The organism is Hydrogenophaga sp. (assembly GCF_051860785.1).
In the GTDB taxonomy this organism is placed as follows: Bacteria; Pseudomonadota; Gammaproteobacteria; order Burkholderiales; family Burkholderiaceae_C; genus Hydrogenophaga.
Window position 1 is genome coordinate 412225 of record NZ_JBIMLB010000001.1, and the last position, 21266, is coordinate 433490.

Below are 21266 nucleotides of genomic sequence, written 5' to 3' on the forward strand. Positions count from 1 at the left end.
CAACGACCTCCAACCCGTCCTGCACCATGGAAGTCCTGCTCCTTGATCCGCTCGTGCCCGAGGCGCTGGCCTGGCTGCAGGAACGCCATGAGGTGAGTTTCCGCCCCGAGCTCGCCGACGATCCACCGGAACTGCGCAAGAGCACCTACAAGTCGCGCGCCATCGTGCTGCCGCCGCATGTGGTGGTCTCTCACGAGTTCCTGGATTTCGCACCCAAGCTCGAGATCGTGGCGCGCATGCAGATCTCCAGCGACAACACCGACCTGGACGCCTGCGCGCGGCGCAACGTGCGCGTGCTGCAGGCGCGCAGCGCCACGGTGCGCTCCAACGCCGAATACCTGCTGTATGGCCTGCTCATGCTCTACCGGCGCGGCATGATCAGCGCGCTGCTGGGACGCAAGATTTCGCAGGTGCGCATGGGGCGCGAGCTTTCGGGAAGCACCGTGGGTCTGCTGGGCCTCGCGCCCGTGGCCCACACGCTGGCGCCCATGCTGCGCAGCCTGGGCGTGCGGCTGCTGGGCTATGACCCGGCCGTGCACCACGCCGCCGACATCTGGGACAAGCTCAAGGTCGAACCTGTTTCGCTGCAGGAGCTGCTGAACCATTCCGACGCGATCTCGCTGCAGATGGTGTACGCCTCGCGCTTCAAGGGCTGGATCAACGAGCGCCTGCTCAACCATTGCAAGCCCGGTCAGTTGTGGGTGGGCGTGAGCCGCAGTTCGCTGTTCGACGCCGAGGCGCTGGCGCTGGCGCTGTGCGATGGCCGCATCGACGCCTGCCTGCTCGATGGCGCGAATCCCCAGTTCGCCGCCGAGGGCACGCCGCTGCACGGCATTCCCAACCTGCACCTCACGCCGCGCCTCGGTTCGCACACGCGCGAAGCCAAGCTGCGCGCCAGCTGGTACGTGGCGCACCGGATCCACGAAACGCTGTCACCGGGTGCGGCGGCGCAGAGCGCCGAGCACCGCGTCAGCGATTTCTCGGCGCTCGACAACCTGGACTATCAGGAACCGGGCGATCCGCAGACGGTCACGCCATCACAGTGGAGCTCGATCGCGCTGCATCGGAACTGACGCATCAGGCGCTCACAGACGCTGGAGCTGTTCCCGCACCTTGGTCAGCGTGGCTGAAAAGTCGGCCACCCGCTTCTTCTCCTGATCGATCACGGCCGGCGGTGCCTTGGCCACGAAAGCCTCGTTGCCCAGCTTGGCATTGGCCTTGGTGATCTCGCCTTCCAGGCGCGTGGCCTCTTTGCCCAGGCGCGCTTTCTCGGCCGCCACGTCGATCTCCATGTACAGGCACAGGCGCGCCTCGCCCACCACGGCCACGGGCGCGGCCTGCGCGGCGGCGGCCCACGCGGCTTCGTCGTCGAACACGCGCACCTCGCTCAGCTTGGCCAGGGCCTGCAGCACCGGGCCAGCCGCGCGCATGAAGTCGGCGTCCCCCACCACATAGAGCGGCAGGCGCGTGGCGGGTGACACGTTCATTTCGCCACGCAAGGTGCGGCAGGCATCGACCAGCGACTTGAGCTTGACCACGTGTGCAATGGCCGCTTCGTCGATCTTGTTGGGCTGACTCTCGGGGTAGCGCGCCACGCTGATGGTGGGACCGGCCATGCCGGCCACCGGCGCGACCTTCTGCCACAACTCTTCGGTGATGAAGGGGATGACGGGGTGGGCCAGGCGCAGGATGGCTTCGAGCGTGCGGATCAGGGTGCGGCGCGTGGCGCGCTGCTGCGATGCATCGCCGGTCTGGATCTGCACCTTGGCGATCTCGAGGTACCAGTCGCAGAACTCGTTCCAGACGAAGTCGTAGATCGTGTTCGCCACGTTGTCCAGCCGATACTCGGCGAAGCCCTTGGCCACGTCGGCCTCGACCTTCTGCAGCACCGAGCTGATCCAGCGATCGGCCTGGCTGAAACTGAGGTAGCCGTGAAAGGGCTGGCCCACCGCACATTCGGCCTTGGTGTGTTCTTCCAGGCCGCAGTCCTGGCCCTCACAGTTCATGAGCACGAATCGCGTGGCGTTCCAGAGCTTGTTGCAGAAGTTGCGGTAGCCCTCGCAGCGCTTGCTGTCGAAGTTGATGCTGCGGCCGAGCGAAGCGAGCGCGGCGAAGGTGAAGCGCAGTGCGTCGGCGCCGTAGGCCGGAATGCCTTCGGGGAATTCCTTTTCGGTGTCCTTGCGCACCTTGGGCGCGGTCTCGGGCTTGCGCAGTCCGGTGGTGCGTTTCTCGAGCAGCGGCGCGAGCGAGATGCCGTCGATCAGATCCACCGGGTCGAGCACGTTGCCTTCGCTCTTGCTCATCTTGCGGCCCTGCGCATCGCGCACCAGACCGTGGATGTAAACATGCCTGAAGGGCACGCGGCCTGTGAAGTGCGTGGTCATCATGATCATCCGGGCGACCCAGAAGAAGATGATGTCGTAGCCGGTCACCAGCACGCTGCTGGGCAGGTAGAGGTTGTAATCCTCGGTCTCGCCATCCTTCTGGTTCGGCCAGCCCATCGTCGAGAAAGGCACCAGGGCCGATGAATACCAGGTGTCGAGCACGTCGGGATCGCGCGTGAGCGTCTGGCCCGACGCCTTGGCCTGCGCTTCGGCTTCGTTGCGCGCCACGATCACGTTGCCGTCGTCGTCGTACCAGGCGGGAATCTGGTGGCCCCACCAGAGCTGACGGCTGATGCACCAGTCCTGGATGTTGTTCATCCACTGGTTGTAGGTGTTGACCCAGTTCTCGGGCACGAAGGTGACTTCGCCCGACTGCACGGCATCGATGGCCTTTTGCGCAATGCTCTTGCCGCTGGGATCGGATTCGCTCACCTTGCTCATGGCAACGAACCACTGGTCGGTGAGCATGGGCTCGACGACCTGTCCGGTGCGTGCGCAGCGCGGCACCATGAGCTTGTGCTTCTTCGTTTCCACCAGCAGACCGGCGGCTTCGAGGTCGGCCACCACGGCCTTGCGTGCGACGAAGCGGTCCATGCCCTGGTACTTCGCGGGGGCGTTTTCGTTGATGGCGGCGTCGAGCGTGAGCACGCCGATGATCGGCAGCTTGTGGCGTTGGCCGACCGCATAGTCGTTGGTGTCGTGCGCGGGCGTGACCTTCACCACACCGGTGCCGAATTCACGGTCCACATAGGCGTCGGCGATCACCGGGATGTCGCGGTCGCACAGCGGCAGCCGCACGGTCTTGCCGATCAGCGCGGTGTAGCGCTCATCCTCGGGGTGCACCATCACCGCCACGTCGCCCAGCATGGTTTCGGGGCGGGTGGTGGCCACGGTGAGCGAACCGCTGCCGTCGGTGAGCGGGTAGGCGATGTGCCAGAGGAAACCGTCTTCCTCTTCGCTTTCCACTTCCAGGTCGGACACGGCGGTCTTGAGCACCGGGTCCCAGTTCACCAGGCGCTTGCCACGGTAGATCAGGCCTTGTTCGTACAGACGCACGAAGGTTTCGGTGACGATGGTCGAGAGCTTCTCGTCCATGGTGAAGTACTCGCGGCTCCAGTCCACGCTGTCGCCCATGCGGCGCATCTGTGTGGTGATGGTGTTGCCGCTCTGCTCCTTCCACTCCCACACCTTGGCCACGAAGTTCTTGCGCGCCTCGGCCGGTGTGGGGCCCATGTCGTGGCGGCTGATGCCCTGCGCCTGCAACTGGCGTTCCACCACGATCTGCGTGGCGATGCCGGCGTGGTCGGTGCCGGGCACCCAGACGGTGTTCGCGCCGGCCATGCGGTGGTAGCGCGTGAGGCTGTCCATGATGGTCTGGTTGAACGCGTGGCCCATGTGCAGCGTGCCGGTCACGTTCGGGGGAGGCAACTGGATCGAGAACGACGGCGCACCGGCTTTGGGTGCCCCCGTGCCCCGGAAGCCCGCCACGCCCACGCCGCGCTGCTCCCATTCCGGGCCCCAGCGGGCTTCGATCGGTGCGGGTTCGAACGATTTGGCCAGGGATTGCAGGCCAGGCTGGTTCAGGGTGTCGGTCATGGGGGGCGCCAGAATAAAAACGGCATCCCGCAGGATGCCGTCAGGGAGAGCAGGGAAGCCCTTGATTCTATCGTTGCCCTGCCGCGGCGATGCATTCGCGCAGCACCTGCGTGTCCCCGATCTGGTTGGCCAGCAGCAGGATCAGGCGGGCGTTGAACAGCTCGGCCTCTTCGCGGCTGAGGCCAGCTTGGGCGTCGAGCAACTGCTCGTAGAACGCGTCGGCGTCCTGGAATTGGGGCGTGGTCTTCATGGGGTATCTCCGCGCAGGCCCAGCGAGCGTTCGATGGCCTCGATCAGTGGGGTGTTGATGGTTTCGCCGGTGGCGGCGAGGTAGCCGTCGGGCCGCAGCAGCGCCCAGGCATGGCCGGACACCTGGCAGGCGCCCTGCAGGTGGCCGTTGGGATCGCGCACATGTTCCAGCGCCTGTGGCGCGCCGTCTTTTCCCAGCACCTGCACGCTGCGCACCGGTGCATCGCCACACAGCCGGCGCAGGCGCTGCGCGCTGGCGGCACTCAGGTCGCCGAACACCAGCAGCAGCAGGTCGCCAGCGGCCCAGTCCAGCAGGTCGTTGACCTTGCCGGGTTGGCCGTTGGCCCAGGCGAAGTGCACGTTCTGCACCGACTGGCCGGCGGCGCTGGTGGGTGCGTAGGTGCAGACGGACGAACGGCTGTAGGGGTTGGCCACCGCCATGCGCCCGGTGTTGATGAGGCTGCGCGCGAACGGGTATTGCCTGGCCAGGCCGATGGCGGCGTCCCGGAACAGGCGCTCGCTGCCGTCGGCCGGGCGCAGGAACCGCGCGGTGCGGTTGGTTACGTTCACGTTCTGCTGCGCGGCTTCCAGGCGCTCCTGGTCGTAGCTGGCGAGCAGGGCCGGAGCGGCCTTGCCACGCAGCACGGCGGCCAGCTTCCAGGCCAGGTTGTCGGCATCGGCCACACCGGTGTTGCCGCCGCGTGCGCCGAAGGGGCTCACCACCTTGGCCGAGTCGCCCATCAGGTACACGTGGCCGTGGCGCATGCCGTGCACGCATTCGCTGCGGTAGGCGTAAGGACCGACCCAGACGATGTCGACCTGCACGTCGGCGCCGAACTGGCGTTGCAGCCGCTCGCGCACCACATCCTCGCGGCTCACGTATTCGGGGTCGGCGTTGGGCGCCATCTGATAGTCGATGCGCCAGACGTTGTCGGCCATGAGGTGCTGCCAGACGGCGCGGTTCTCGTTGAACGGCGCCTCGATCCAGGTGTGGCGCTCCACGGGTGGCCGCGTGCTGAAGCGCACGTCGGCGATGCACCAGCGGTCGTCGCCTCGGCGAGAGTCGAAGGGCACGTTCAGCCATTTGCGCAGCGGGCTGTGCGAGCCGGTGGCGTCGATCACATGTTCGGCTTCGATGCGGTAACTGCCGGCTGGCGTCTCCACCGTAAGGGTGGCGCACTCGGCGTTCTGTTCGAAGGCCGTGAGGCGGTTCTGCCATCGCAGCTCGACGACGCCGAGTTCCTGGATGCGTTCGACCAGGAAACCTTCGATGTAGAACTGCTGGATGTTGATGAAGGGTGGCTGGCTGGAGAGGTGGAAGTTGCCTTGCTGGCGCAGGTCGAAGCTGTAGACCTCGTCGTCACCGGCGAAGGTGCGGCCCACGCTCCACTGCACGCCCTTGGCGGCGATGCGCTCGAAGATGCCCAGTCGCTCGAAGATTTCCAGCGATTTCTGGGTGTAGCAGATGCCGCGTGAAGAAGCGCCTTTGACACCGACGGTGTTGTCTTCGTCGATGAGCACGGCTTTGACCCCGAGGCGCGCCAGCGAGCAGGCCAGGGTGAGGCCGGTGATGCCCCCGCCCACGATGACCACCGGGTGGCGCACCACCTGTTCGCTCTTCAATTCAGGCGGGGCAACGAAGGGGTACTCGGGGAGTTCGTAGCCTGTGCCAGCGGTGAACTGGTAGCTGTTGGTGTGGGCGGTTTCTTTGTACGCTGTCAGGGACATGCGTTGCTCCTTCTTGTTGATTTCATTCGACTACCTCGCGCTGCTCGTTGACGTTGGGCACTCTGCTCCGCGAATGTCCCCCGGCGGCGGGAGGCCGCCTCCTCCTTTATTTCGCTGCGCAGAGCGCCCAACGTCAACGAGCGGGTGACATGCTGGCTTGCCTATGGTCGTGTGCCATGAGGTCGGCGCGAGCAAGGGCGCAGCGAAATAAAGGAGGAGGGGCGGCGAAGCCGGCCCGGGGGACATTCGCGGAGCCCTTCGCCCTTGCTCGCGCCGACCGGACTCACGACAACGCCAAGAACTCAGGCCTTCACCCGCTCAGCCACCTCAGGCCGATCGTTCTGCTGCGGCTTCAGCGGCGCGGCGGACTTGCCCTCGGCGCGTTCCTTGCGCCACTGTTCCTTGCGCGCATTCCACTCGCCCAGGCGAGCATGCGCCGTCTTGCTCTCTTCCAGCATCTCGAACTCATCGGCCAGTTGCGCCGTGAGCTCCAGGCGGATGCCATTCGGATCGAAGAAATAGATGCTCTTGAAGATGTGGTGGTCCGTCACGCCCAGCACCTCCACACCATGCGCTTCCAGGCGCGCCTTGGTGTTCTCCAGCTCCTGCTCCGTGTCCACACGGAAGCTGATGTGGTTCACCCACTTCGGCGTGTTCGGGCTCGGCTGCGCGGCTTCGTCGTCGCCCAGGTCGAAGAAGGCGATGAAGGAACCGTCCTGCAGGCGAAAGAAGAAGTGCGTGTACGGGCAGTACTCACCCGTGCTGGGCACGTAATCGCTCTGGATGATGTGGTACAGCGGCAGGCCCAGGACGTCTTCGTAGAACCGGCGTGTCTCTTCTGCATCCCTGGCGCGGTAGGCGTAGTGGTGCAGTTGCTGGATCGGAGCGGGTGCGGGCAGGGTGGCGTTGGACGGCATGCTTGTCTCCTGAAGGCGTTTGTCGCGATTCACCATTATGCAATGCATTTCCCTTATCGTAATCAAAGGGCCTGCGTCGCGCTCCAGTTTGCGGCTTTCCAGGCGGTGTGTCGACGTTGTTGAGAACGGTTATCAATCCGTTTGCATCAATAGCCAGCTCCAATAGGGTGGATAGCCCAGAACAATTAGACCTTCCTCTGCAGCCGGCGTAACGTGTTTCGCTCCAGGAGAACGGACGTGTTTTTTCGGACTCCTGGGCACTTCTTCCAACCACACAAGGAGATACCCCATGCCCGCATTGAAAGGCTCGAAGACCGAGCAATGCCTGAAGGACGCCTTCGCTGGCGAATCCCAGGCCAACCGCCGCTACCTGTACTTCGCGAACAAGGCCGATGTGGAAGGTCAGAACGATGTGGCCGCACTGTTCCGCTCCACCGCCGAAGGCGAGACCGGTCATGCGCACGGCCACCTGGAATTCCTCGAGCAATCCGGTGACCCGGCCACGGGCCTGCCGATCGGCTCCACCCGCAACAACCTGGCTTCGGCCGTGGCTGGCGAAACGCACGAGTACACCGACATGTACCCAGGCATGGCCAAGACTGCGCGTGAGGAAGGTTTTGACGAAGTGGCCGACTGGTTCGAGACCCTGGCCAAGGCCGAGCGTTCGCACGCCAACCGCTACCAGAAAGCCTTGAACGAACTGGTGGACTGACCCCCGCCGCGCTTCGCGCGGCGTTCTGAAAGCTGCGCTCACTTGAGCGCAGCGTTTCCCCCACGAACACACTCGCACAAGACGAGGAGACAAGCATGGCCACCGAAGGCAATCTGCAGGCGCCAACGCGGCACGCGCTCGACTGGAAGAACCCCGATTTCTACGACGAGGAGAAGTGCTTCCACGAACTGGAGCGCATCTTCGACATCTGCCATGGCTGCCGCCGTTGCGTGAGCCTGTGCGGGTCCTTTCCCACGCTGTTCGATCTGGTCGATGAAAGCTCGACCATGGAGGTCGACGGCGTGGACAAGAAGGACTACTGGAAGGTGGTCGACCAGTGCTACATGTGCGACCTGTGCTACATGACCAAGTGTCCCTACACGCCACCGCACGAATGGAACCTGGACTTCCCGCACACCATGCTGCGCGCCAAGGCCATCAAGTTCAAGAAGGGCGAGGTCGGGTTGGCCGAGAAATTCCTGGCGTCAACCGACGTGCACGGCCAGTTCGCGGGCATCCCGATCGTGGTGCAGGTGGCCAACGCGGTGAACCGGACCCAGGCCGCGCGCGGCGTCATGGAAAGCGCGCTCGGTGTCGACAAGGACGCCTGGCTGCCCGAGCTCGCGACCAGGAAGTTCCGATCCGGCACCCCTGAAGCCAAGGCCACGGTGGTGAAGGATGGCGACAAGACCCCGGGCAAGGTCGCCATCTTTGCCACCTGCTACATCAACTACAACGAGCCCGGCATCGGCCTGGACCTGCTGAAGATCCTCGACCACAACGAGATTCCCTATGTGATCGTCGAGAAGGAACAATGCTGCGGCATGCCCAAGCTCGAACTGGGTGACCTGGACTCGGTGCAGAAGAGTCAGGCCGCCAACATCCCCGTGCTGGCGAAGTACGCGAAGGACGGCTACGCCATCCTCGCGGCCGTGCCGAGTTGCGCGCTGATGTTCAAGCAGGAAATCCCGCTCATGTTTCCTGACGACGCCGACACCCAGCTGGTGAAGGAACACCTGTGGGATCCGTTCGAATACTTCATGGCGCGCAAGCGCGATGGCCTGCTCAAGACCGAGTTCCCGCAGAAGCTGGGCAACGTGAGCTACCAGATTCCCTGCCACGGCCGGGTGCAGAACATCGGGCGCAAGACCGAAGAGATGTTGAAGATGATTCCCGAGACCACGCTCAACACCATCGAGCGCTGCTCGGGGCACGCGGGCACCTTTGGGGTGAAGAAGGCTTACCACCAGACGGCGCTGAAGATCGGCAAGCCGGTGTTCAAGGCCATGGCGAACATGAAGGATGGCAGCAAGCCCGACTACATCAGCTCGGACTGTCCGCTCGGAGGCCACCACATCGCGCAAGGCTTCGAGGTCAACGGCCTGGGTGCGCCCACCTTGCAACACCCGCTCAGCCTCGTGGCCCAGGCCTACGGGCTGAAGTAAGGAGAAGCCCATGCAACTCACCGGCCGCATCACCGCCGACACGCTCATGAGCCTGGAGGCCTACACCAAGTGGCGCAAGGTCCACAAGCCCGAGGTCATCGCACACCGCAAGCTGCGCAGCGTGCAGCTCGGCGAGCACATCCACCTGCAGTTCGAGAGCGAGACCACCATCCGCTACCAGATCCAGGAGATGCTGCGCATCGAGAAGATCTTCGAAGAAGAAGGCATCGAGCAGGAGATCGAAGCCTATGCGCCGCTGGTGCCCGATGGCACCAACTGGAAGGCGACGATGATGATCGAATACACCGACGTCAACGAACGCAAGCGCGAGCTCGCGCGCCTGATCGGCGTGGAGGACCGCATGTTCGTCGAGGTGGAAGGCCACGCCCGGGTCTACGCCATCGCCGACGAGGACCTGGACCGCGAGAACGACGAAAAGACCTCGGCGGTGCACTTCGTGCGCTTCGAGTTCACGCCCACGATGCGCGCCGCCATCCAGGCGGGCGCGGCGGTGAAGATCGGTTGCGATCACACCCATTACCCCGCACACATGCAGGTGCCGGTTGAAACCCTGGCGAGCCTGGCCGGTGACCTGAAGTAAATCCCACCCGTGGTCATAATCAGGGCTTCCTTCGGGAAGCCCTTTTCACATCCCATCGCCATGCTGTTTCTCATCTCTCCCGCCAAGGCGCTCGATTACGACACGCCACCCCACGTGGCCACCCACACCCAGCCGCTGTTCATGAAGCAGGCAACCGAACTCGTGGGCGTGATGCGCGAGAAGTCGCCCATGCAGATCGCCGAGCTCATGGATCTGTCCGATGCGCTGGCAGGTTTGAACGCCGCGCGGTACCAGGCCTGGCGGCCCCGCTTCACGCCCAGGAACGCCAAGCAGGCGGTGCTGGCGTTCGATGGCGACGTGTACGGTGGCCTGGACGCGAAGACCCTGCCCGAGGCCGACCTGGACTGGCTGCAACAGCACCTGTGCATCCTGAGTGGCCTCTACGGCGTGCTGCGCCCGCTCGATCTGATGCAGGCCTACCGCCTGGAAATGGGCACGCGCCTGAAGACCGGGCGCGGCACCAACCTCTACCAGTTCTGGGGCCGCCAGATTGCTGAGCACCTCAATCAACGCGCCCAGGCCGAACTCAGCCCGGTGGTGGTCAACCTCGCCAGCGAAGAATATTTCAAGGTGGTGGACCGCAAGGCGCTGGTGCCGCGCGTCGTGACCTGCGTTTTCGAGGAGCGCAAGGCCGATGGCTACAAGGTCATCAGTTTCATGGCCAAGCGCGCGCGCGGCCTGATGGTGCGCTACGCCGTGCAGCACCGCATCACTGCGGTCGAGCAGCTCAAGCGCTTCAATCTTGAAGGCTATCGGTTCCACGGGGCCGAATCCACCACGGAGCGGCTGGTGTTCCGCCGCGATGCCCGCATCTGAGGAGGCAGCCCATGGCCCAACAGACCATCACCCCCGAACTGCGCCGCTGGATCATCGAACAGGCCACCGCCGGTTTCACCCCGGACGTGGTGCTGGCCTCCATGGTGGCCTCGGGCTGGAGCGAATCGGTGGCCATGAAGGCACTCGACACCACGCTGCGCGAGCACTTGCGCACGCAGTCGGCCGCGAAAGCCGTCGCTGCGGCTCCCACCGCGAGCGGTGCCGCACCCGCGCAGGTGGGTGTGCCGGTGCCCGATCTTGACCTGAGCCGCTCTCCGCGTCAGATCGACGCAGGCGATCGCATGGTCGACGTGATCGCCACGCTCAACCACCCGCGCGTGGTGGTGCTGGGCAACCTGCTCAGCGCCGAGGAGTGCGATGCGCTCATGGAGGCTGCGCGGCCCCAACTGGCCCGCTCGCTCACCGTGGAGACCAAAACGGGTGGCGAGGAACTCAACCCCGATCGCACCAGCAGCGGCATGTTCTTCACGCGCGGGCAGATTCCCGAGGTGGCGCGCATCGAAGCGCGCATCGCGCGGCTGGTGGGCTGGCCGGTGGAGAACGGCGAGGGCTTCCAGGTGCTGCGCTACCACCCCGGCGCCGAGTACAAGCCGCACTACGACTACTTCGACCCGGCCGAGCCGGGCACGCCCACCATCCTGCGGCGCGGCGGCCAGCGCGTGGCCACGCTCGTGATGTACCTCAATGAACCCGCACGCGGCGGCGGCACCACCTTTCCCGACGTCGGCTTCGAAGTGGCACCGGTGCGCGGCAACGCGGTGTTCTTCAGCTACGACCGGCCGCACCCCTCGACGCGCACCCTGCATGGCGGTGCGCCGGTGATCGAGGGCGAGAAATGGGTCGCCACCAAGTGGCTCCGAGAACGAGAATTCGTGTGAACACACCTGAACAATCCCAGCTTGGCCGCGCTTCGGCCTACGTCGACCAATACGACGCTTCCCTGCTGTTTCCCCTGCCGCGCGAGACCAAGCGGCGCGAGATCGGCATCACCGGCAGCGTGCCCTTTCTGGGCGCCGATCTCTGGACCGCTTTCGAATTGAGCTGGCTGAACCTGCGCGGCAAGCCGCAGGTGGCCCTGGCCCACATCACCGTGCCTTGCGAGAGCACGCACATTGTCGAGAGCAAGTCGTTCAAGCTCTACCTCAACAGCTTCAACAACAGCCTCTTCGCCAGCGCCGACGCCGTGCGCGAGCGCATCCGCATCGACGTGAGCGCGGCCATCTGGCACGGTGGGCCGGTGCAGGCGAGTGCGGGCGTGAAGCTGCTGATGCCCGAGCAGTTCGATGCCGAGCCCGTGCACGAATTGAGCGGCCTGTCGATCGATCGGCTCGACGTGGAGTGCACGCAGTACCAGCCCGCACCCGAACTGCTGACGGCCGCGCTGGACGAAAAGCCGGTGGACGAAACCCTGGTGAGCCACTTGCTCAAGAGCAACTGCCTGGTGACGGGCCAGCCCGACTGGGGCAGCGTGCAGATCAGCTACAGCGGACCGCAGATCGACCAGGCCGGGCTGCTGCAGTACATCGTGAGCTTTCGCAACCACAACGAATTCCACGAGCAGTGTGTGGAGCGCATCTACATGGACATCTGGCAGCGATGCAAGCCCGCCAAGCTCACGGTGTACGCGCGCTACACGCGCCGCGGCGGGCTCGACATCAACCCCTGGCGCAGCAGCCACCCGCAATCACCACCGGCCAATGTGCGCACGGCGCGGCAGTGATCACAGCATCTTCTGGATCAACGCGCCCTTGAACAGCACCGGCCCCGTCGGTCCGCGTTCGCTGGGCACGCCTCCGAGAGGTTCCAGGCTGACGGCCAGTGCCGGGACCTCGCGCACGTCGGCTTGATCGGCGGCCAGTTGCAGCAGACGTTCATGGGTCAGCACGCCGAGCGAGCGCGGTCCGCCCGAAGGCGGTAAGGCCCAGAGTTGCAGCGACTTGTCGCTCGCCTCCTGGAAACCCCCCACGCGCTGCAGCGTCAGTTTCCTGCTCTTCGGATCGAAGGTCACCAGCATGGAAGCGCTGGCCTTGTCGTCGTTGAGCACGGCGACGTATTCGATGGCGGGCGTGGCTTCCAGTCTGGCCTGCAGTTCGCCGATCTGTGCGCCCAGGTTGTCGCGCAGGCCCACAGCCGTGACCACCGCCAGCACCGTGGCCAGTGCGCCGGCCGCGGTGGTGCCGCGCCACAACGCCAGGCTGCGCAGCCAGCCGCCCCGGCTGGCGGGTTGGGATGGTTTGGCGCGCGCCACGGTCATGGCCTGTTCTTCGCGGTCGGCTCGCACCAGGTTCTCGATGCGCGTCCACACCGCGGGAGCGGGGTCGCTGGGGGCCTGCAGCTCGTTCATGCTCGCCACGCGGCTCTGCCACACCAGGGCGGCAGCGCGCACCGGCGCCTGTTCGCGTGCCATGGCTTCGAAGCGCCGGCGTGCGCCGCCGCGCAGTGTGCCCAGCGCGTGGGCAGCGGCCAGTTTGTCCAGAAGTTCGGGGTTTTGCAGAAGGTTCATGGCAGCTCCTTCACGCAAAGCGCGCCATGCAGGTGCGCAGTTGATCAAGCCCGCGCCGGATCCAGGTCTTGACCGTGCCCAGCGGCAGCTTGAGCTGCTCGGCGAGCTCGCTGTGGCTCAGGTCGCGCAGGTAGGCCAGGCTCACCACCTCGCGCTGGCGGTTCTCCAGCTTGCCCAGGCACTGGTGCAGCGCCCAGGCCTGCTGGCTCGCCAGGCTTACGTCCATGGGGTTGGGGGAGTCGCCTTCCATCGTGTCGGCCATCACGTCGTCGATCTCGTCGGTGAGGTGCACGCGCTCGGCGGTGCGCCGACGCAGGAAATCCAGTGAACGGCTGCGCACGATCAGGCCCAGCCAGGCCATGGGCGGGCTCAGGCTGGCGCGGTAGTCGCCGGCCGATCGCCAGATCTGCAGGAAGGTCTCCTGCAGCACGTCCTCGGCCCATTCGTGTTTGCCCACCACACGCAACGAAAGCCCGTAGAGCTTGGACGACACCAGGTCGTAAAGGGCTTTGAGCGCCGCCTCGTCGCGTTGCGCGATGCGGTCGATCAGGGCGATGAGGGTGTCGTCGGGTTGGTCGCTCATGGGCGCATTGTGCGGTAGCCGGGACGCGGGCGGGTGCCCATCGGGCCGGCTCCAGACCAGAACGGGGCGTGAGCCGGCCGCAGCGCGGCGCGGCGTTTCAGGGCGTGGGGTGGGTTGAAAGAGCTTCATGGCCCTCTGGATACGCACCAGAAGGCGTGCCGGATTCAGCACTTTTTCAGGTCGCCTGCTGAAAACCTTCCAGCAGGTTGACGGCGTTGGTGCCGACCTCGTCCACCGCGTAGCCGCCCTCGAAGGTGAACACCGTGGGCAGGCCGGCACCGGCCAATGCCGCGCCGACGGCGGCGTAGTCGGTGGTCTTGAGGGTGAAGCCCGAGATCGGGTCGCCTTGGAAGGTGTCCAGGCCCATGGGCACCACCAGGGCGTTGGCGCCGAAATCGCGCACGACCTGCAGCGCGCGATCCAGCGCGGCGCGCCAGGTGGCAAAGCCGGTGCCGCGCGGCAATGGCAGGTTGAGGTTGAAGCCTTCGCCGGCGCCCGCGCCGCGCTCGTCCGCGTGGCCGAGGAAGAACGGGTACTCGGTGGCCGGGTCGCCATGGATCGACACCGTGAGCACATCGGCGCGCTCGTAGAAGATGGTCTGTGTGCCGTTGCCGTGGTGGTAGTCCACGTCCAGCACGGCCACTTTCGCATGGCCGGCGTCGCGCAGCGCCTGCGCGGCGATCGCGGCATTGTTCAGGAAACAGTAGCCGCCCAGGAAGTCCGGACCGGCATGGTGGCCGGGTGGGCGCGTGAGGGCGAAGGCGCTGCGGTCGCCGCCGGCCACCGCTTGCGCCGCGGCCAGCGCGCACGCCGCACCGCCCCGCGCGGCGGCCCAGGTGCCGGCGGTCAGGGGCGAACCCGAGTCGAACGAGAACAGGCCCAGGCGCGCCGCGAAGTTGTGCGGCAGCACGTCGTTGCGAAAGCCGTGCGGGTTGCCGAGCGGCCAGACCGAGGGCAGGGCGTCGCGCTGCGCGTTGGCCGGGTCCATGGCGACCCAGTCGTCCCACGCGCTGGCCAGGAAGGTGAGGTAGCGTGCGCTGTGCACGCGGGCGATGGCCGCGTCCAGCGCGGTGTTGTCCACCACGGGCGCGGTGAGCGCACCGAGTGGGCGGCGCTGCAGCTCGGCGAGCACAAAGGCCAGCCGTGCAGGCACTTCATGGCAAGGCACCATGCGGCCGCGAAACATTTCCTGCTGGCCCGCGTGGCCTGCGTGGTGGGGGTTGTGAAAGGTTTTCATGAGCGCGCGAACGATGGGGGATGCCCATCGTAGCGAAAGCGGCTGCTTCAGGCCGCCAGCGCCAGGGCCACTGGCCTCGGCTCGGCCCGGCGCAGCAGGCCGAACAGGTCTTTCGGGTCGGTCAGCGCGGGGATCAGCGGCAGCGCCTGGCCCAGGCCGAGTTCGCCTGCGGCCTCGCGCAGGAAGCGCAGCGCCGAATAATCTTCGAGCGCGAAGCCCACCGAGTCGAACAGCGTCACCTGCGCCGCGTCGTTGCGGCCCGGGGCGTTGCCGGCGAGCACATGCCAGAGCTCGGTCACGGCGAAGTCGGCCGGCAGGTGCTGCAGGTCGCCTTCGATGCGGGTCTGGGGCTCGTACTCCACGAACACCGAGGCCATGCGCAGCACGTCGGGGTGCAACTCGGTCTTGCCGGGGCAGTCGCCGCCGACGCCGTTGATGTGCATGCCGGGTTCGATCATTCCGGGTGTGAGGATGGTGGCGTTGGTCTTGTCGGCGGTCACCGTGGTCACGATGTCGGCGCCGCGCACCGCTTGCGCGATGCTGTCGCAGACGAACAGTTTCAAGCCGGGCAGGCCCGCCAGGTTGGCCATGAGCTTGCGCGTGGCGGCCGTGTCGGTGTCGTACAGGCGAATTTCGTCGACGCCCATCAGGTGGTGAAAGGCCAGGGCCTGGAACTCGCTCTGCGCGCCGTTGCCGATCAGCGCCATGCGGCGGCTGTCCGGCCGGGCCAGCGCACGCGCGGCCACCACCGACATGGCCGCCGTGCGCAGCGCGGTGGTGAGCGTGAGCTCGCTCAGCAGGACCGGCACGCCCGTGTCCACGTCGGCGAGCACGCCGAAGGCCATCACCGTGGGCAGGCCACTCTGGGTGTTCTTGGGATGGCCATTGACGTACTTGAAAGCGTAGGTGGTGTCGTCGGCGATCGGCATCAGCTCGATCACGCCGTCGGCCGAGTGGCTGGCGACGCGCGCCGATTTGTCGAAATCGGGCCAGCGCAGGTAGTCGGCGTGGATGGTGCCGGCCATGCGGTCCAGCGCGGCGGGCAGGCCCAGGCGGTGGACCAGCGTGGCCACGTCCTGGGCGCTCAGAAACAGGGTGGGCAGGGAATAGAGGGGGGCGTTCATGGCGGTGTCCTTCTGGGTTGCATCCAGTGTCGCCAGGCGCAGACTCAATGTAAATCGCCAACTCTGCTTAAGTTTTGTCAGAAAAATAGCAAAACGTCAGCCACGAATCGCATAATGCCCAAATGGACGCCATCGACCAGCAACTGATCTCCCTCTTGCGCAAGGACGCGCGCACCAACGTCGCGGCGCTCGCCAAGAAGCTCGGCGTCTCGCGCGGCACCGTCACCAACCGCATCACGCGGCTGGAAGACAGCGGCGTCATCGTTGGCTACACGGTGCGGCTGCGGCCCGATGCCGAGCCCAGCGAGATCAGCGCCTGGATGAGCGTGGCGGTGGAAGGCAACCAGACCCGCGCCGTGATCGCCAGCCTGCTCGGCGAGCCCGGCGTGGCCGAGTTGCACGACACCAATGGCCGCTGGGACCTGCTGGCCGAGCTGCGCGCGACCAGCCTCACTGAACTCTCGCAGGTGCTCGAACGCATTCGCCTGATCCGCGGCATCAGCAGCACCGAGACCAGCCTGCACCTGGCGACTTATCGCCTGTCCTGAGCCGCGAAGCGTTGCGGCGGTGCCCGATCAGCCCAGCGACTTGAATGGCCGAAGGCCGGCCAGCGGCGTGAAGTCGCCAGCGCGCTTCTCCTTCATCGCGGTGATGGCCTCGCGCACGTGCGCGTTGCTCCACACCGCGCCCTGCAGCCAGCCCATCTGGCGCAGGCTGTCTTCCACCGAGTGGTCGCGCGCGTAGGTCACGGCCTGCTTGGTGCCCCAGATGGCCACCGGCGGCTTGGCCGCGATTTCCTTTGCGCACTGCAAGGCGCCCGCCACGGTGGCTTCGTGGGAGTCGAACACCTCGTTGACCAAGCCGTAGGCCAGTGCTTTGGCTGCCGGCAGGCGCCGGCCGGTGTAGGCCAGTTCCTTCACCACGGCGAAAGGGATCAATTTCGGCAAGCGCTGGAGCGTGCCGACGTCGGCCACCATGCCGATGTTGATTTCCTGGATGCAGAAGAAGGCGTCGGCGCTGGCGTAGCGGATGCAGGCGGCGGTGACCATGTCGACCGCGCCGCCGATGCAGCCACCCTGGATGGCGCAGATCACCGGGATGCGCAGGTTCTCGATCTTCGTGAAGGTGGCCTGGATGTCGGTGAGCAGATCGAAGATGGCGGCGCGGCCCTCGGGGCTCTGGTCGTCCATCTGGATCGCGCCCGCGAAGGTCTCCAGCGACATGCCCGCGCTGAAGTGTTTGCCGGTGCTGCTGATGACCAGCGCGCGTGCCGTGCCTTCGTGGTGAATCTGCGTGAGCAGCTCGTCGAGCTCACGCCAGAAGGTCGGGTGCATGGTGTTGAGCTCGGCGGGCCGGCTCAACACCAGGTGAGCAACGTCATCCGTCGAGCTCAGGGAAAAGCAGGTCGGTGTGTTCATGGCGGGATTTGTCTCGGTGGCGGCGTGGAGGCTCAATGTAGCCTGCGGTGCTTTCCGCCTCTGTCCCGGGCTTGACGAGCTTGCCCACGCGAACGCCCAGCAGGCGGATGCGACGGTCCAGGTCCACCCGCTTGAGGCACAGCCCCGCCTGGCGACGGATGGTGGCGGCATCGCTCGTGAACGCATCCATGGTGATGTCTCGGGTGACGATCTGGAAGTTGTCGTAACGCAGTTTGATGCCGATGGTCTTGCCCGCGTAGCCCTTGCGTTGCAGGTCGTCGGCCACCTGTTCGCAGAGCCGGGTGAACACGCCGCCCAGTTCGGCGCGGTCGCGCACCGCGTGCAGGTCGCGGTCGAAGGTGGTTTCGCGGCTCATGCTGACCGGCTCGCTCTCGGTCTGCACCGCCCGCTCGTCGCGGCCCCAGGACACCTCATGCAGCCAGGCGCCATAGCTCTTGCCGAAATGCGCCACCAGCCAGGGGCGCTCGCGCTGGGCCAGATCGCCGATGGTGTGGATGCCGTGGCCCTGCAGCTTTGCGTCGGCCTTCGGGCCGACACCGTTGATCTTGCGACAGGGCAGGGGCCAGATCAGGCTTTGCAGGTCGTCCATGTGCACGATGCTGATGCCATTGGGCTTGTTGAATTCGCTCGCCATCTTGGCGATGAGCTTGTTGGGCGCCACGCCGATGGAGCAGGTCAGGCCCGTGGCCTGGAAGATGCTCTTCTGGATGAGCCGCGCCAGCACGCGTCCACCCTCTCGCTGGCCGCCGGGCACATCGGTGAAGTCGATGTAAACCTCGTCCACCCCACGGTCCTCCATCACCGGCGCGATCTCGCGGATGGTGCTCTTGAAGAGGCGCGAGACGCGCCGGACCTCGTCGAAGTCCACCGGCAGCAGGATGGCCTGCGGGCACAGTTTGGCGGCCTTCATGAGGCCCATGGCCGAACCCACGCCGAACTGGCGTGCGGCGTAGGTGGCGGTGGTGGCCACGCCGCGTCCCACATAGCTTTCCAGCCGGGGAAAGTACTCGGGCGGTATGTGCGCCAGGTCGGTGCCGCTCCAGTCGCGCTCGGGATGCGCCTGCCGCAGTTGCTCGAACATCTCGTCCTCCCGCCGACGCCCGCCGCCGATCACCACCGGCAGGCCTTTGAGTTGCGGATAGCGCAGCAGCTCGACCGACGCGAAGAACGCGTCCATGTCCAGGTGCGCGATGCGCCGGGGCAGGCGGGAAGACGTGGGAATCGGGACGGTGGGTTCGGTCACGCGGCAAGCATAGCGCTGCCGGATCAGCGGCGCAGCGCGGCGTTGACCTGCAGCAGGCCGTCACCAAACGACTCGTCGCGCCCCGTGGGCCCCAGGTCCCGTGCGGTGTCGCGCAGTCGCCGGGTGGCGGTCGACGCGCTCTGGCCGGGGTAGGTGGCCAGCCAGCGCGCCACCGCGCCGGTCGCGTAAGCGCTGGCGTACGAGGTGCCGCTCACGTAGCGGGCTCCCATCGCACCTGCGGCGGGCACCCAGATCTGCACCCCAGGCGCCGCGGCCGACACATAGCCGCCCCGGTTGGCCTGGTCGTACAACTGCCCCTGCACGTCCACCGCCGTCACCGCCAGCATGCCGGCATGGGCAACGGCGTAGGCGGCCGGGTAGGCGGGCGGCGCGCCGTGGCCCTGGTTGCCGGCCGCCGCAATCACGACCACGTCGCGCCGCATGAGTTCATCCACCGTGGTGGCCAGGTTGACGTCGGGGCGGCCAGCCAGGCTCATGTTGATGGCGCGAACCTGGTGGCCCAGCAGCCAGTCCACGCCCTGGATGAGGCGGTAGCTGTTGGTGACGGTCCTGTCGCCCCGCGCGGCCATGACTTCGGCCGCGTACAGGCGCACCTGCGGCGCCACACTGGCGACCAGACTGGCGATGGCGGTGCCGTGCGCGGGCGAAGCCGGCACATCGGGCTGCCGTGCCGAGGTGTCGTTGAGGAAGGGCCTGCGCGTCAGCGTGGCCTGCCTGAGCCAGTCGGTGTTTTCCACCCGCGTGTCCAGCATGCCCATGCGCACGCCCGTTCCTTTCGCCGATGCGGTTTGCAGCGGCAGGTCCAGCATGCGCAGTGCGTATTCGCGGCCCTGCATGTCGGACTGCGCCTGGTAGAGGTGGTTGAGGTCCACGCTCACCTGCGGAAAGCGCTGGCGCCACTGCAGCAACCGCTCCAGTGCGGCGGCGTGGTCCGCGAAATGGAACAGTGCGAGGTCCCAGCCCAGCGTGCGCAGTCGCGCTGTGGCCACGGGCACGATGGTTTCGGCCTGCAGGATACCCAGCACCTGGCGCGTGATGCGGAAATCTCGCGACAGCAGCAGCACCTGTCCGGGCTCCACCTCGTGAACCTGTGACGAGGTGGGAATGGGCACCGTCACGACCGGTGGCGGGGTTCGCACCGGCGGCGGTGCACGCCAGTCGCCGCCCCGCGCACCGCCACTCGATCCACGTCCCCCCGCGGTCTGCGCCCATGAGGTGCCCGCGCACAACGCGTGCAATGCCATCAGCAAGAGCAGCCAGGCGCGCATCGTCATTCTCCCGTGGTGGGCGCGGCGCTTTCGAACACGCCACCCGCCTCGTCGATGAGGCGTTGTGCCAGCGCGCGCGCATCTTGCGAGCCGCTGCCATCGGCCATGCGCAGCGTGTAGATGCCCAGCGCGCTCGGGCCCTGCACGATGCTGGCGTTGAAGCGCCGCAGTGCTTCGCGCAGCTGCAATTCGCTCACACCTTCCCGCACCGTCACGTGCAGCAACACGCCGGAAGCCACACCTTCCACCGGCGGCTTTCCACCGGCGGCCTCGAACGTGGACGCCTGCTGGATGAGTGTGCCGATCAGCACGGCCTGCGCCACCATCAGCACACAGGCCGTAGCCAGCACGGGGCCGAAGTTCGCCTGCAGCCAGTCGCGCAGCTTTTCAGACCAGCCCTGCGGTGCGATCGTTGCCGCACGGTTGCGCCTGGCTCCTGCGGTGGCGGCCATGCGGCGCTCCAGTTTCGACCAGCCCAGGTCACCGTCGGGCACGGCCTCGAGCGGCTGCGCCTGCACGGTATGGCGCAAGGTCTGCAGCCAGCGCAGCTCGTGCCGCAGATCGGGATGCCGGGCCAGGCCCGATTCCAGTTGCGCGAGCAGGTCGGGTGCGAGGGTCTCGTTGGCCGCCAGCGGCAACCATTCGAGCAACTGCTGCCGGTCTGCATCGATCGGTTCGTGCTCAGCCATGGCCGGCTCCCGCAAAGGGACCATTCACGTCCTTGAAGAGCCGTTGCAGGCACTCCTTCATCTTGCGGCGCGCATGGAACAGGCGTGTCTTCACCGTGTTCTCCGGGCAGGCCTGAACCCGTGCGATGTCGGCCAGTGGCAGATCTTCATACAGCGCCAGGTGCAGGGCCTCGCGCTGGTCTTCAGGCAGCTTGCCGGCGCAGTGCACGATCATGTCGTGGTGCTCGCGCTGGGCCACCCGCTCGAAGCCCTCGGGCGCATGCGATTCCGCATCACCTGCACGGGCGTCCTCGGTCTCGTCGTCCAGCGCTTCGTGCTGGTGGCGGTAACGGTCGCGCAACTTGTCCAGCAGCTTGTGGCGTGCAATGCCCAGCACCCAGGTGCGGATGCTGGACTGCCCGGAAAAACGACCGGCATGCGTCCACACCTCGTACATCGTTTCCACCACCACTTCTTCGGCCTGCACCGGATCGCTCAGGCGGCGCATGGCGAACTGGTAGGTGGTGGGCGCGAGGGCCAGGTAGAAGCGCTTCATGGCCTGCGCATCCTGTTCGATGATCGCGTCGAGATCGGCTCGGAGATCGGACTCGTCCTGGCGCGATGAGGCGTGCATGCGGCAGCAGTATAGGACTGCGGGGCCGAGCGGCAACGGGCATTCATCGGGACCTC

At 66.3% G+C, this 21266-nt stretch carries 21 protein-coding genes; 8 read left to right on the forward strand and 13 right to left on the reverse strand.

Translation table 11 applies throughout. From position 1 onward, the window contains the following. The first annotated feature begins 26 nt into the window (after positions 1-26). Positions 27-1073, forward strand: a complete 1047-nt coding sequence (locus ACTIF6_RS01955) for an NAD(P)-dependent oxidoreductase (protein WP_439586316.1) — start codon at positions 27-29, stop codon at positions 1071-1073. A gap of 12 nt (positions 1074-1085) precedes the next feature. Here the strand turns inward: ACTIF6_RS01955 and ACTIF6_RS01960 are convergent, their stop codons facing one another. From ACTIF6_RS01960 to ACTIF6_RS01975, 4 genes are all read right to left on the reverse strand, one after another. After that, the gene (locus tag ACTIF6_RS01960; protein WP_439586317.1) at positions 1086-3980 is read right to left on the reverse strand and encodes a valine--tRNA ligase; all 2895 of its coding nucleotides are present in this window, start codon (positions 3978-3980) and stop codon (positions 1086-1088) included. Positions 3981-4047: 67 nt separating this feature from the next. After that, positions 4048-4230, reverse strand: coding sequence for a DUF2783 domain-containing protein (locus tag ACTIF6_RS01965; RefSeq protein WP_439586318.1), 183 nt, complete (start codon positions 4228-4230; stop codon positions 4048-4050). Continuing rightward, positions 4227-5957 (reverse strand): FAD-dependent oxidoreductase, encoded by a 1731-nt coding sequence (locus ACTIF6_RS01970; protein WP_439586319.1) that lies wholly within the window; start codon positions 5955-5957, stop codon positions 4227-4229. The genes ACTIF6_RS01965 and ACTIF6_RS01970 overlap by 4 nt, the downstream gene beginning before the upstream one ends. Positions 5958-6259: 302 nt before the next feature. After that, the gene (locus ACTIF6_RS01975; RefSeq protein ID WP_439586320.1) at positions 6260-6874 is read right to left on the reverse strand and encodes a VOC family protein; all 615 of its coding nucleotides are present in this window, start codon (positions 6872-6874) and stop codon (positions 6260-6262) included. 289 nt (positions 6875-7163) lie between these two features. Between ACTIF6_RS01975 and ACTIF6_RS01980 the strand changes: the two genes are divergently transcribed. The 6 genes from ACTIF6_RS01980 (at position 7164) to queF (ending at position 12210) form a co-directional block, all read left to right on the forward strand. Then, positions 7164-7586 (forward strand): rubrerythrin family protein, encoded by a 423-nt coding sequence (locus tag ACTIF6_RS01980; RefSeq protein ID WP_086125420.1) that lies wholly within the window; start codon positions 7164-7166, stop codon positions 7584-7586. A 95-nt stretch (positions 7587-7681) separates the two neighbouring features. Then, the gene (locus tag ACTIF6_RS01985; RefSeq protein ID WP_439586321.1) at positions 7682-9031 is read left to right on the forward strand and encodes a (Fe-S)-binding protein; all 1350 of its coding nucleotides are present in this window, start codon (positions 7682-7684) and stop codon (positions 9029-9031) included. 10 nt (positions 9032-9041) lie between these two features. Continuing rightward, positions 9042-9632, forward strand: a complete 591-nt coding sequence (locus tag ACTIF6_RS01990; protein WP_439586322.1) for a DUF3501 family protein — start codon at positions 9042-9044, stop codon at positions 9630-9632. Positions 9633-9692: 60 nt separating this feature from the next. Continuing rightward, entirely contained in the window at positions 9693-10469 is a 777-nt protein-coding gene (gene yaaA, locus ACTIF6_RS01995; protein ID WP_439586323.1) for a peroxide stress protein YaaA, read from the forward strand. A gap of 11 nt (positions 10470-10480) precedes the next feature. Then, positions 10481-11368, forward strand: a complete 888-nt coding sequence (locus ACTIF6_RS02000) for a 2OG-Fe(II) oxygenase (protein ID WP_439586324.1) — start codon at positions 10481-10483, stop codon at positions 11366-11368. Further along, positions 11365-12210 carry an NADPH-dependent 7-cyano-7-deazaguanine reductase QueF gene (queF, locus tag ACTIF6_RS02005; RefSeq protein ID WP_439586325.1) on the forward strand — a complete coding sequence of 282 codons (846 nt, stop codon included), beginning with the start codon at positions 11365-11367 and terminating at the stop codon, positions 12208-12210. Before ACTIF6_RS02000 ends, queF begins: the two co-directional genes overlap by 4 nt. Here queF and ACTIF6_RS02010 read toward each other — a convergent pair whose 3' ends face one another. The 4 genes from ACTIF6_RS02010 to ACTIF6_RS02025 form a co-directional block, all read right to left on the reverse strand. Then, entirely contained in the window at positions 12211-12993 is a 783-nt protein-coding gene (locus tag ACTIF6_RS02010; RefSeq protein ID WP_439586326.1) for an anti-sigma factor, read from the reverse strand. A 10-nt stretch (positions 12994-13003) separates the two neighbouring features. After that, a complete protein-coding gene (locus ACTIF6_RS02015; RefSeq protein WP_439586526.1) occupies positions 13004-13576 on the reverse strand; it encodes an RNA polymerase sigma factor in 573 nt (190 codons plus the stop codon). 175 nt (positions 13577-13751) lie between these two features. Then, entirely contained in the window at positions 13752-14813 is a 1062-nt protein-coding gene (locus ACTIF6_RS02020; protein ID WP_439586327.1) for a histone deacetylase family protein, read from the reverse strand. 47 nt (positions 14814-14860) lie between these two features. Continuing rightward, positions 14861-15937, reverse strand: a complete 1077-nt coding sequence (locus tag ACTIF6_RS02025; protein WP_439586328.1) for an ornithine cyclodeaminase — start codon at positions 15935-15937, stop codon at positions 14861-14863. Positions 15938-16059: 122 nt separating this feature from the next. Here ACTIF6_RS02025 and ACTIF6_RS02030 point away from each other — a divergent pair, with 122 nt between their 5' ends. Further along, the gene (locus tag ACTIF6_RS02030) at positions 16060-16485 is read left to right on the forward strand and encodes an Lrp/AsnC family transcriptional regulator (protein WP_439586329.1); all 426 of its coding nucleotides are present in this window, start codon (positions 16060-16062) and stop codon (positions 16483-16485) included. 27 nt (positions 16486-16512) lie between these two features. On the opposite strand, the gene ACTIF6_RS02035 is transcribed toward ACTIF6_RS02030, so the two are convergent. The 5 genes from ACTIF6_RS02035 to ACTIF6_RS02055 all read right to left on the reverse strand — a co-directional run bounded on the left by ACTIF6_RS02035 (position 16513) and on the right by ACTIF6_RS02055 (position 21210). Next, positions 16513-17355, reverse strand: a complete 843-nt coding sequence (locus ACTIF6_RS02035) for an enoyl-CoA hydratase-related protein (protein WP_439586330.1) — start codon at positions 17353-17355, stop codon at positions 16513-16515. Beyond that, positions 17315-18553, reverse strand: a complete 1239-nt coding sequence (locus ACTIF6_RS02040) for a Y-family DNA polymerase (RefSeq protein WP_439586527.1) — start codon at positions 18551-18553, stop codon at positions 17315-17317. The genes ACTIF6_RS02035 and ACTIF6_RS02040 overlap by 41 nt, the downstream gene beginning before the upstream one ends. Before the next feature lie 89 nt (positions 18554-18642). Continuing rightward, complete coding sequence (locus ACTIF6_RS02045; RefSeq protein WP_439586331.1) at positions 18643-19908, reverse strand: S8 family serine peptidase; 1266 nt, start codon at positions 19906-19908, stop codon at positions 18643-18645. Between the two features lie 2 nt (positions 19909-19910). Continuing rightward, entirely contained in the window at positions 19911-20597 is a 687-nt protein-coding gene (locus ACTIF6_RS02050; RefSeq protein ID WP_439586332.1) for a hypothetical protein, read from the reverse strand. Next, positions 20590-21210: an RNA polymerase sigma factor gene (locus ACTIF6_RS02055; RefSeq protein ID WP_439586333.1), complete on the reverse strand. Its 621-nt coding sequence runs from the start codon at positions 21208-21210 to the stop codon at positions 20590-20592. Before ACTIF6_RS02055 ends, ACTIF6_RS02050 begins: the two co-directional genes overlap by 8 nt. Positions 21211-21266: the final 56 nt, after the last annotated feature.

Excerpts from the sequence above, each read along its gene's own strand:
- ACTIF6_RS02055 (WP_439586333.1), bottom strand. The coding sequence starts at position 21,210 with ATGCACGCCTCATCGCGCCAGGACGAGTCCGATCTCCGAGCCGATCTC.
- ACTIF6_RS01990 (WP_439586322.1), top strand. The coding sequence starts at position 9,042 with ATGCAACTCACCGGCCGCATCACCGCCGACACGCTCATGAGCCTGGAG.
- ACTIF6_RS02030 (WP_439586329.1), top strand. The coding sequence starts at position 16,060 with ATGGACGCCATCGACCAGCAACTGATCTCCCTCTTGCGCAAGGACGCG.
- ACTIF6_RS01960 (WP_439586317.1), bottom strand. The coding sequence starts at position 3,980 with ATGACCGACACCCTGAACCAGCCTGGCCTGCAATCCCTGGCCAAATCG.
- ACTIF6_RS02025 (WP_439586328.1), bottom strand. The coding sequence starts at position 15,937 with ATGAACGCCCCCCTCTATTCCCTGCCCACCCTGTTTCTGAGCGCCCAG.
- ACTIF6_RS02015 (WP_439586526.1), bottom strand. The coding sequence starts at position 13,576 with ATGAGCGACCAACCCGACGACACCCTCATCGCCCTGATCGACCGCATC.
- ACTIF6_RS02010 (WP_439586326.1), bottom strand. The coding sequence starts at position 12,993 with ATGAACCTTCTGCAAAACCCCGAACTTCTGGACAAACTGGCCGCTGCC.
- ACTIF6_RS02045 (WP_439586331.1), bottom strand. The coding sequence starts at position 19,908 with ATGCGCGCCTGGCTGCTCTTGCTGATGGCATTGCACGCGTTGTGCGCG.
- ACTIF6_RS01985 (WP_439586321.1), top strand. The coding sequence starts at position 7,682 with ATGGCCACCGAAGGCAATCTGCAGGCGCCAACGCGGCACGCGCTCGAC.
- ACTIF6_RS02000 (WP_439586324.1), top strand. The coding sequence starts at position 10,481 with ATGGCCCAACAGACCATCACCCCCGAACTGCGCCGCTGGATCATCGAA.
- ACTIF6_RS02050 (WP_439586332.1), bottom strand. The coding sequence starts at position 20,597 with ATGGCTGAGCACGAACCGATCGATGCAGACCGGCAGCAGTTGCTCGAA.
- ACTIF6_RS02020 (WP_439586327.1), bottom strand. The coding sequence starts at position 14,813 with ATGAAAACCTTTCACAACCCCCACCACGCAGGCCACGCGGGCCAGCAG.
- ACTIF6_RS01980 (WP_086125420.1), top strand. The coding sequence starts at position 7,164 with ATGCCCGCATTGAAAGGCTCGAAGACCGAGCAATGCCTGAAGGACGCC.
- yaaA (WP_439586323.1), top strand. The coding sequence starts at position 9,693 with ATGCTGTTTCTCATCTCTCCCGCCAAGGCGCTCGATTACGACACGCCA.
- ACTIF6_RS02040 (WP_439586527.1), bottom strand. The coding sequence starts at position 18,553 with ATGGACGCGTTCTTCGCGTCGGTCGAGCTGCTGCGCTATCCGCAACTC.
- ACTIF6_RS01970 (WP_439586319.1), bottom strand. The coding sequence starts at position 5,957 with ATGTCCCTGACAGCGTACAAAGAAACCGCCCACACCAACAGCTACCAG.
- ACTIF6_RS02035 (WP_439586330.1), bottom strand. The coding sequence starts at position 17,355 with ATGAACACACCGACCTGCTTTTCCCTGAGCTCGACGGATGACGTTGCT.
- ACTIF6_RS01975 (WP_439586320.1), bottom strand. The coding sequence starts at position 6,874 with ATGCCGTCCAACGCCACCCTGCCCGCACCCGCTCCGATCCAGCAACTG.
- ACTIF6_RS01955 (WP_439586316.1), top strand. The coding sequence starts at position 27 with ATGGAAGTCCTGCTCCTTGATCCGCTCGTGCCCGAGGCGCTGGCCTGG.
- ACTIF6_RS01965 (WP_439586318.1), bottom strand. The coding sequence starts at position 4,230 with ATGAAGACCACGCCCCAATTCCAGGACGCCGACGCGTTCTACGAGCAG.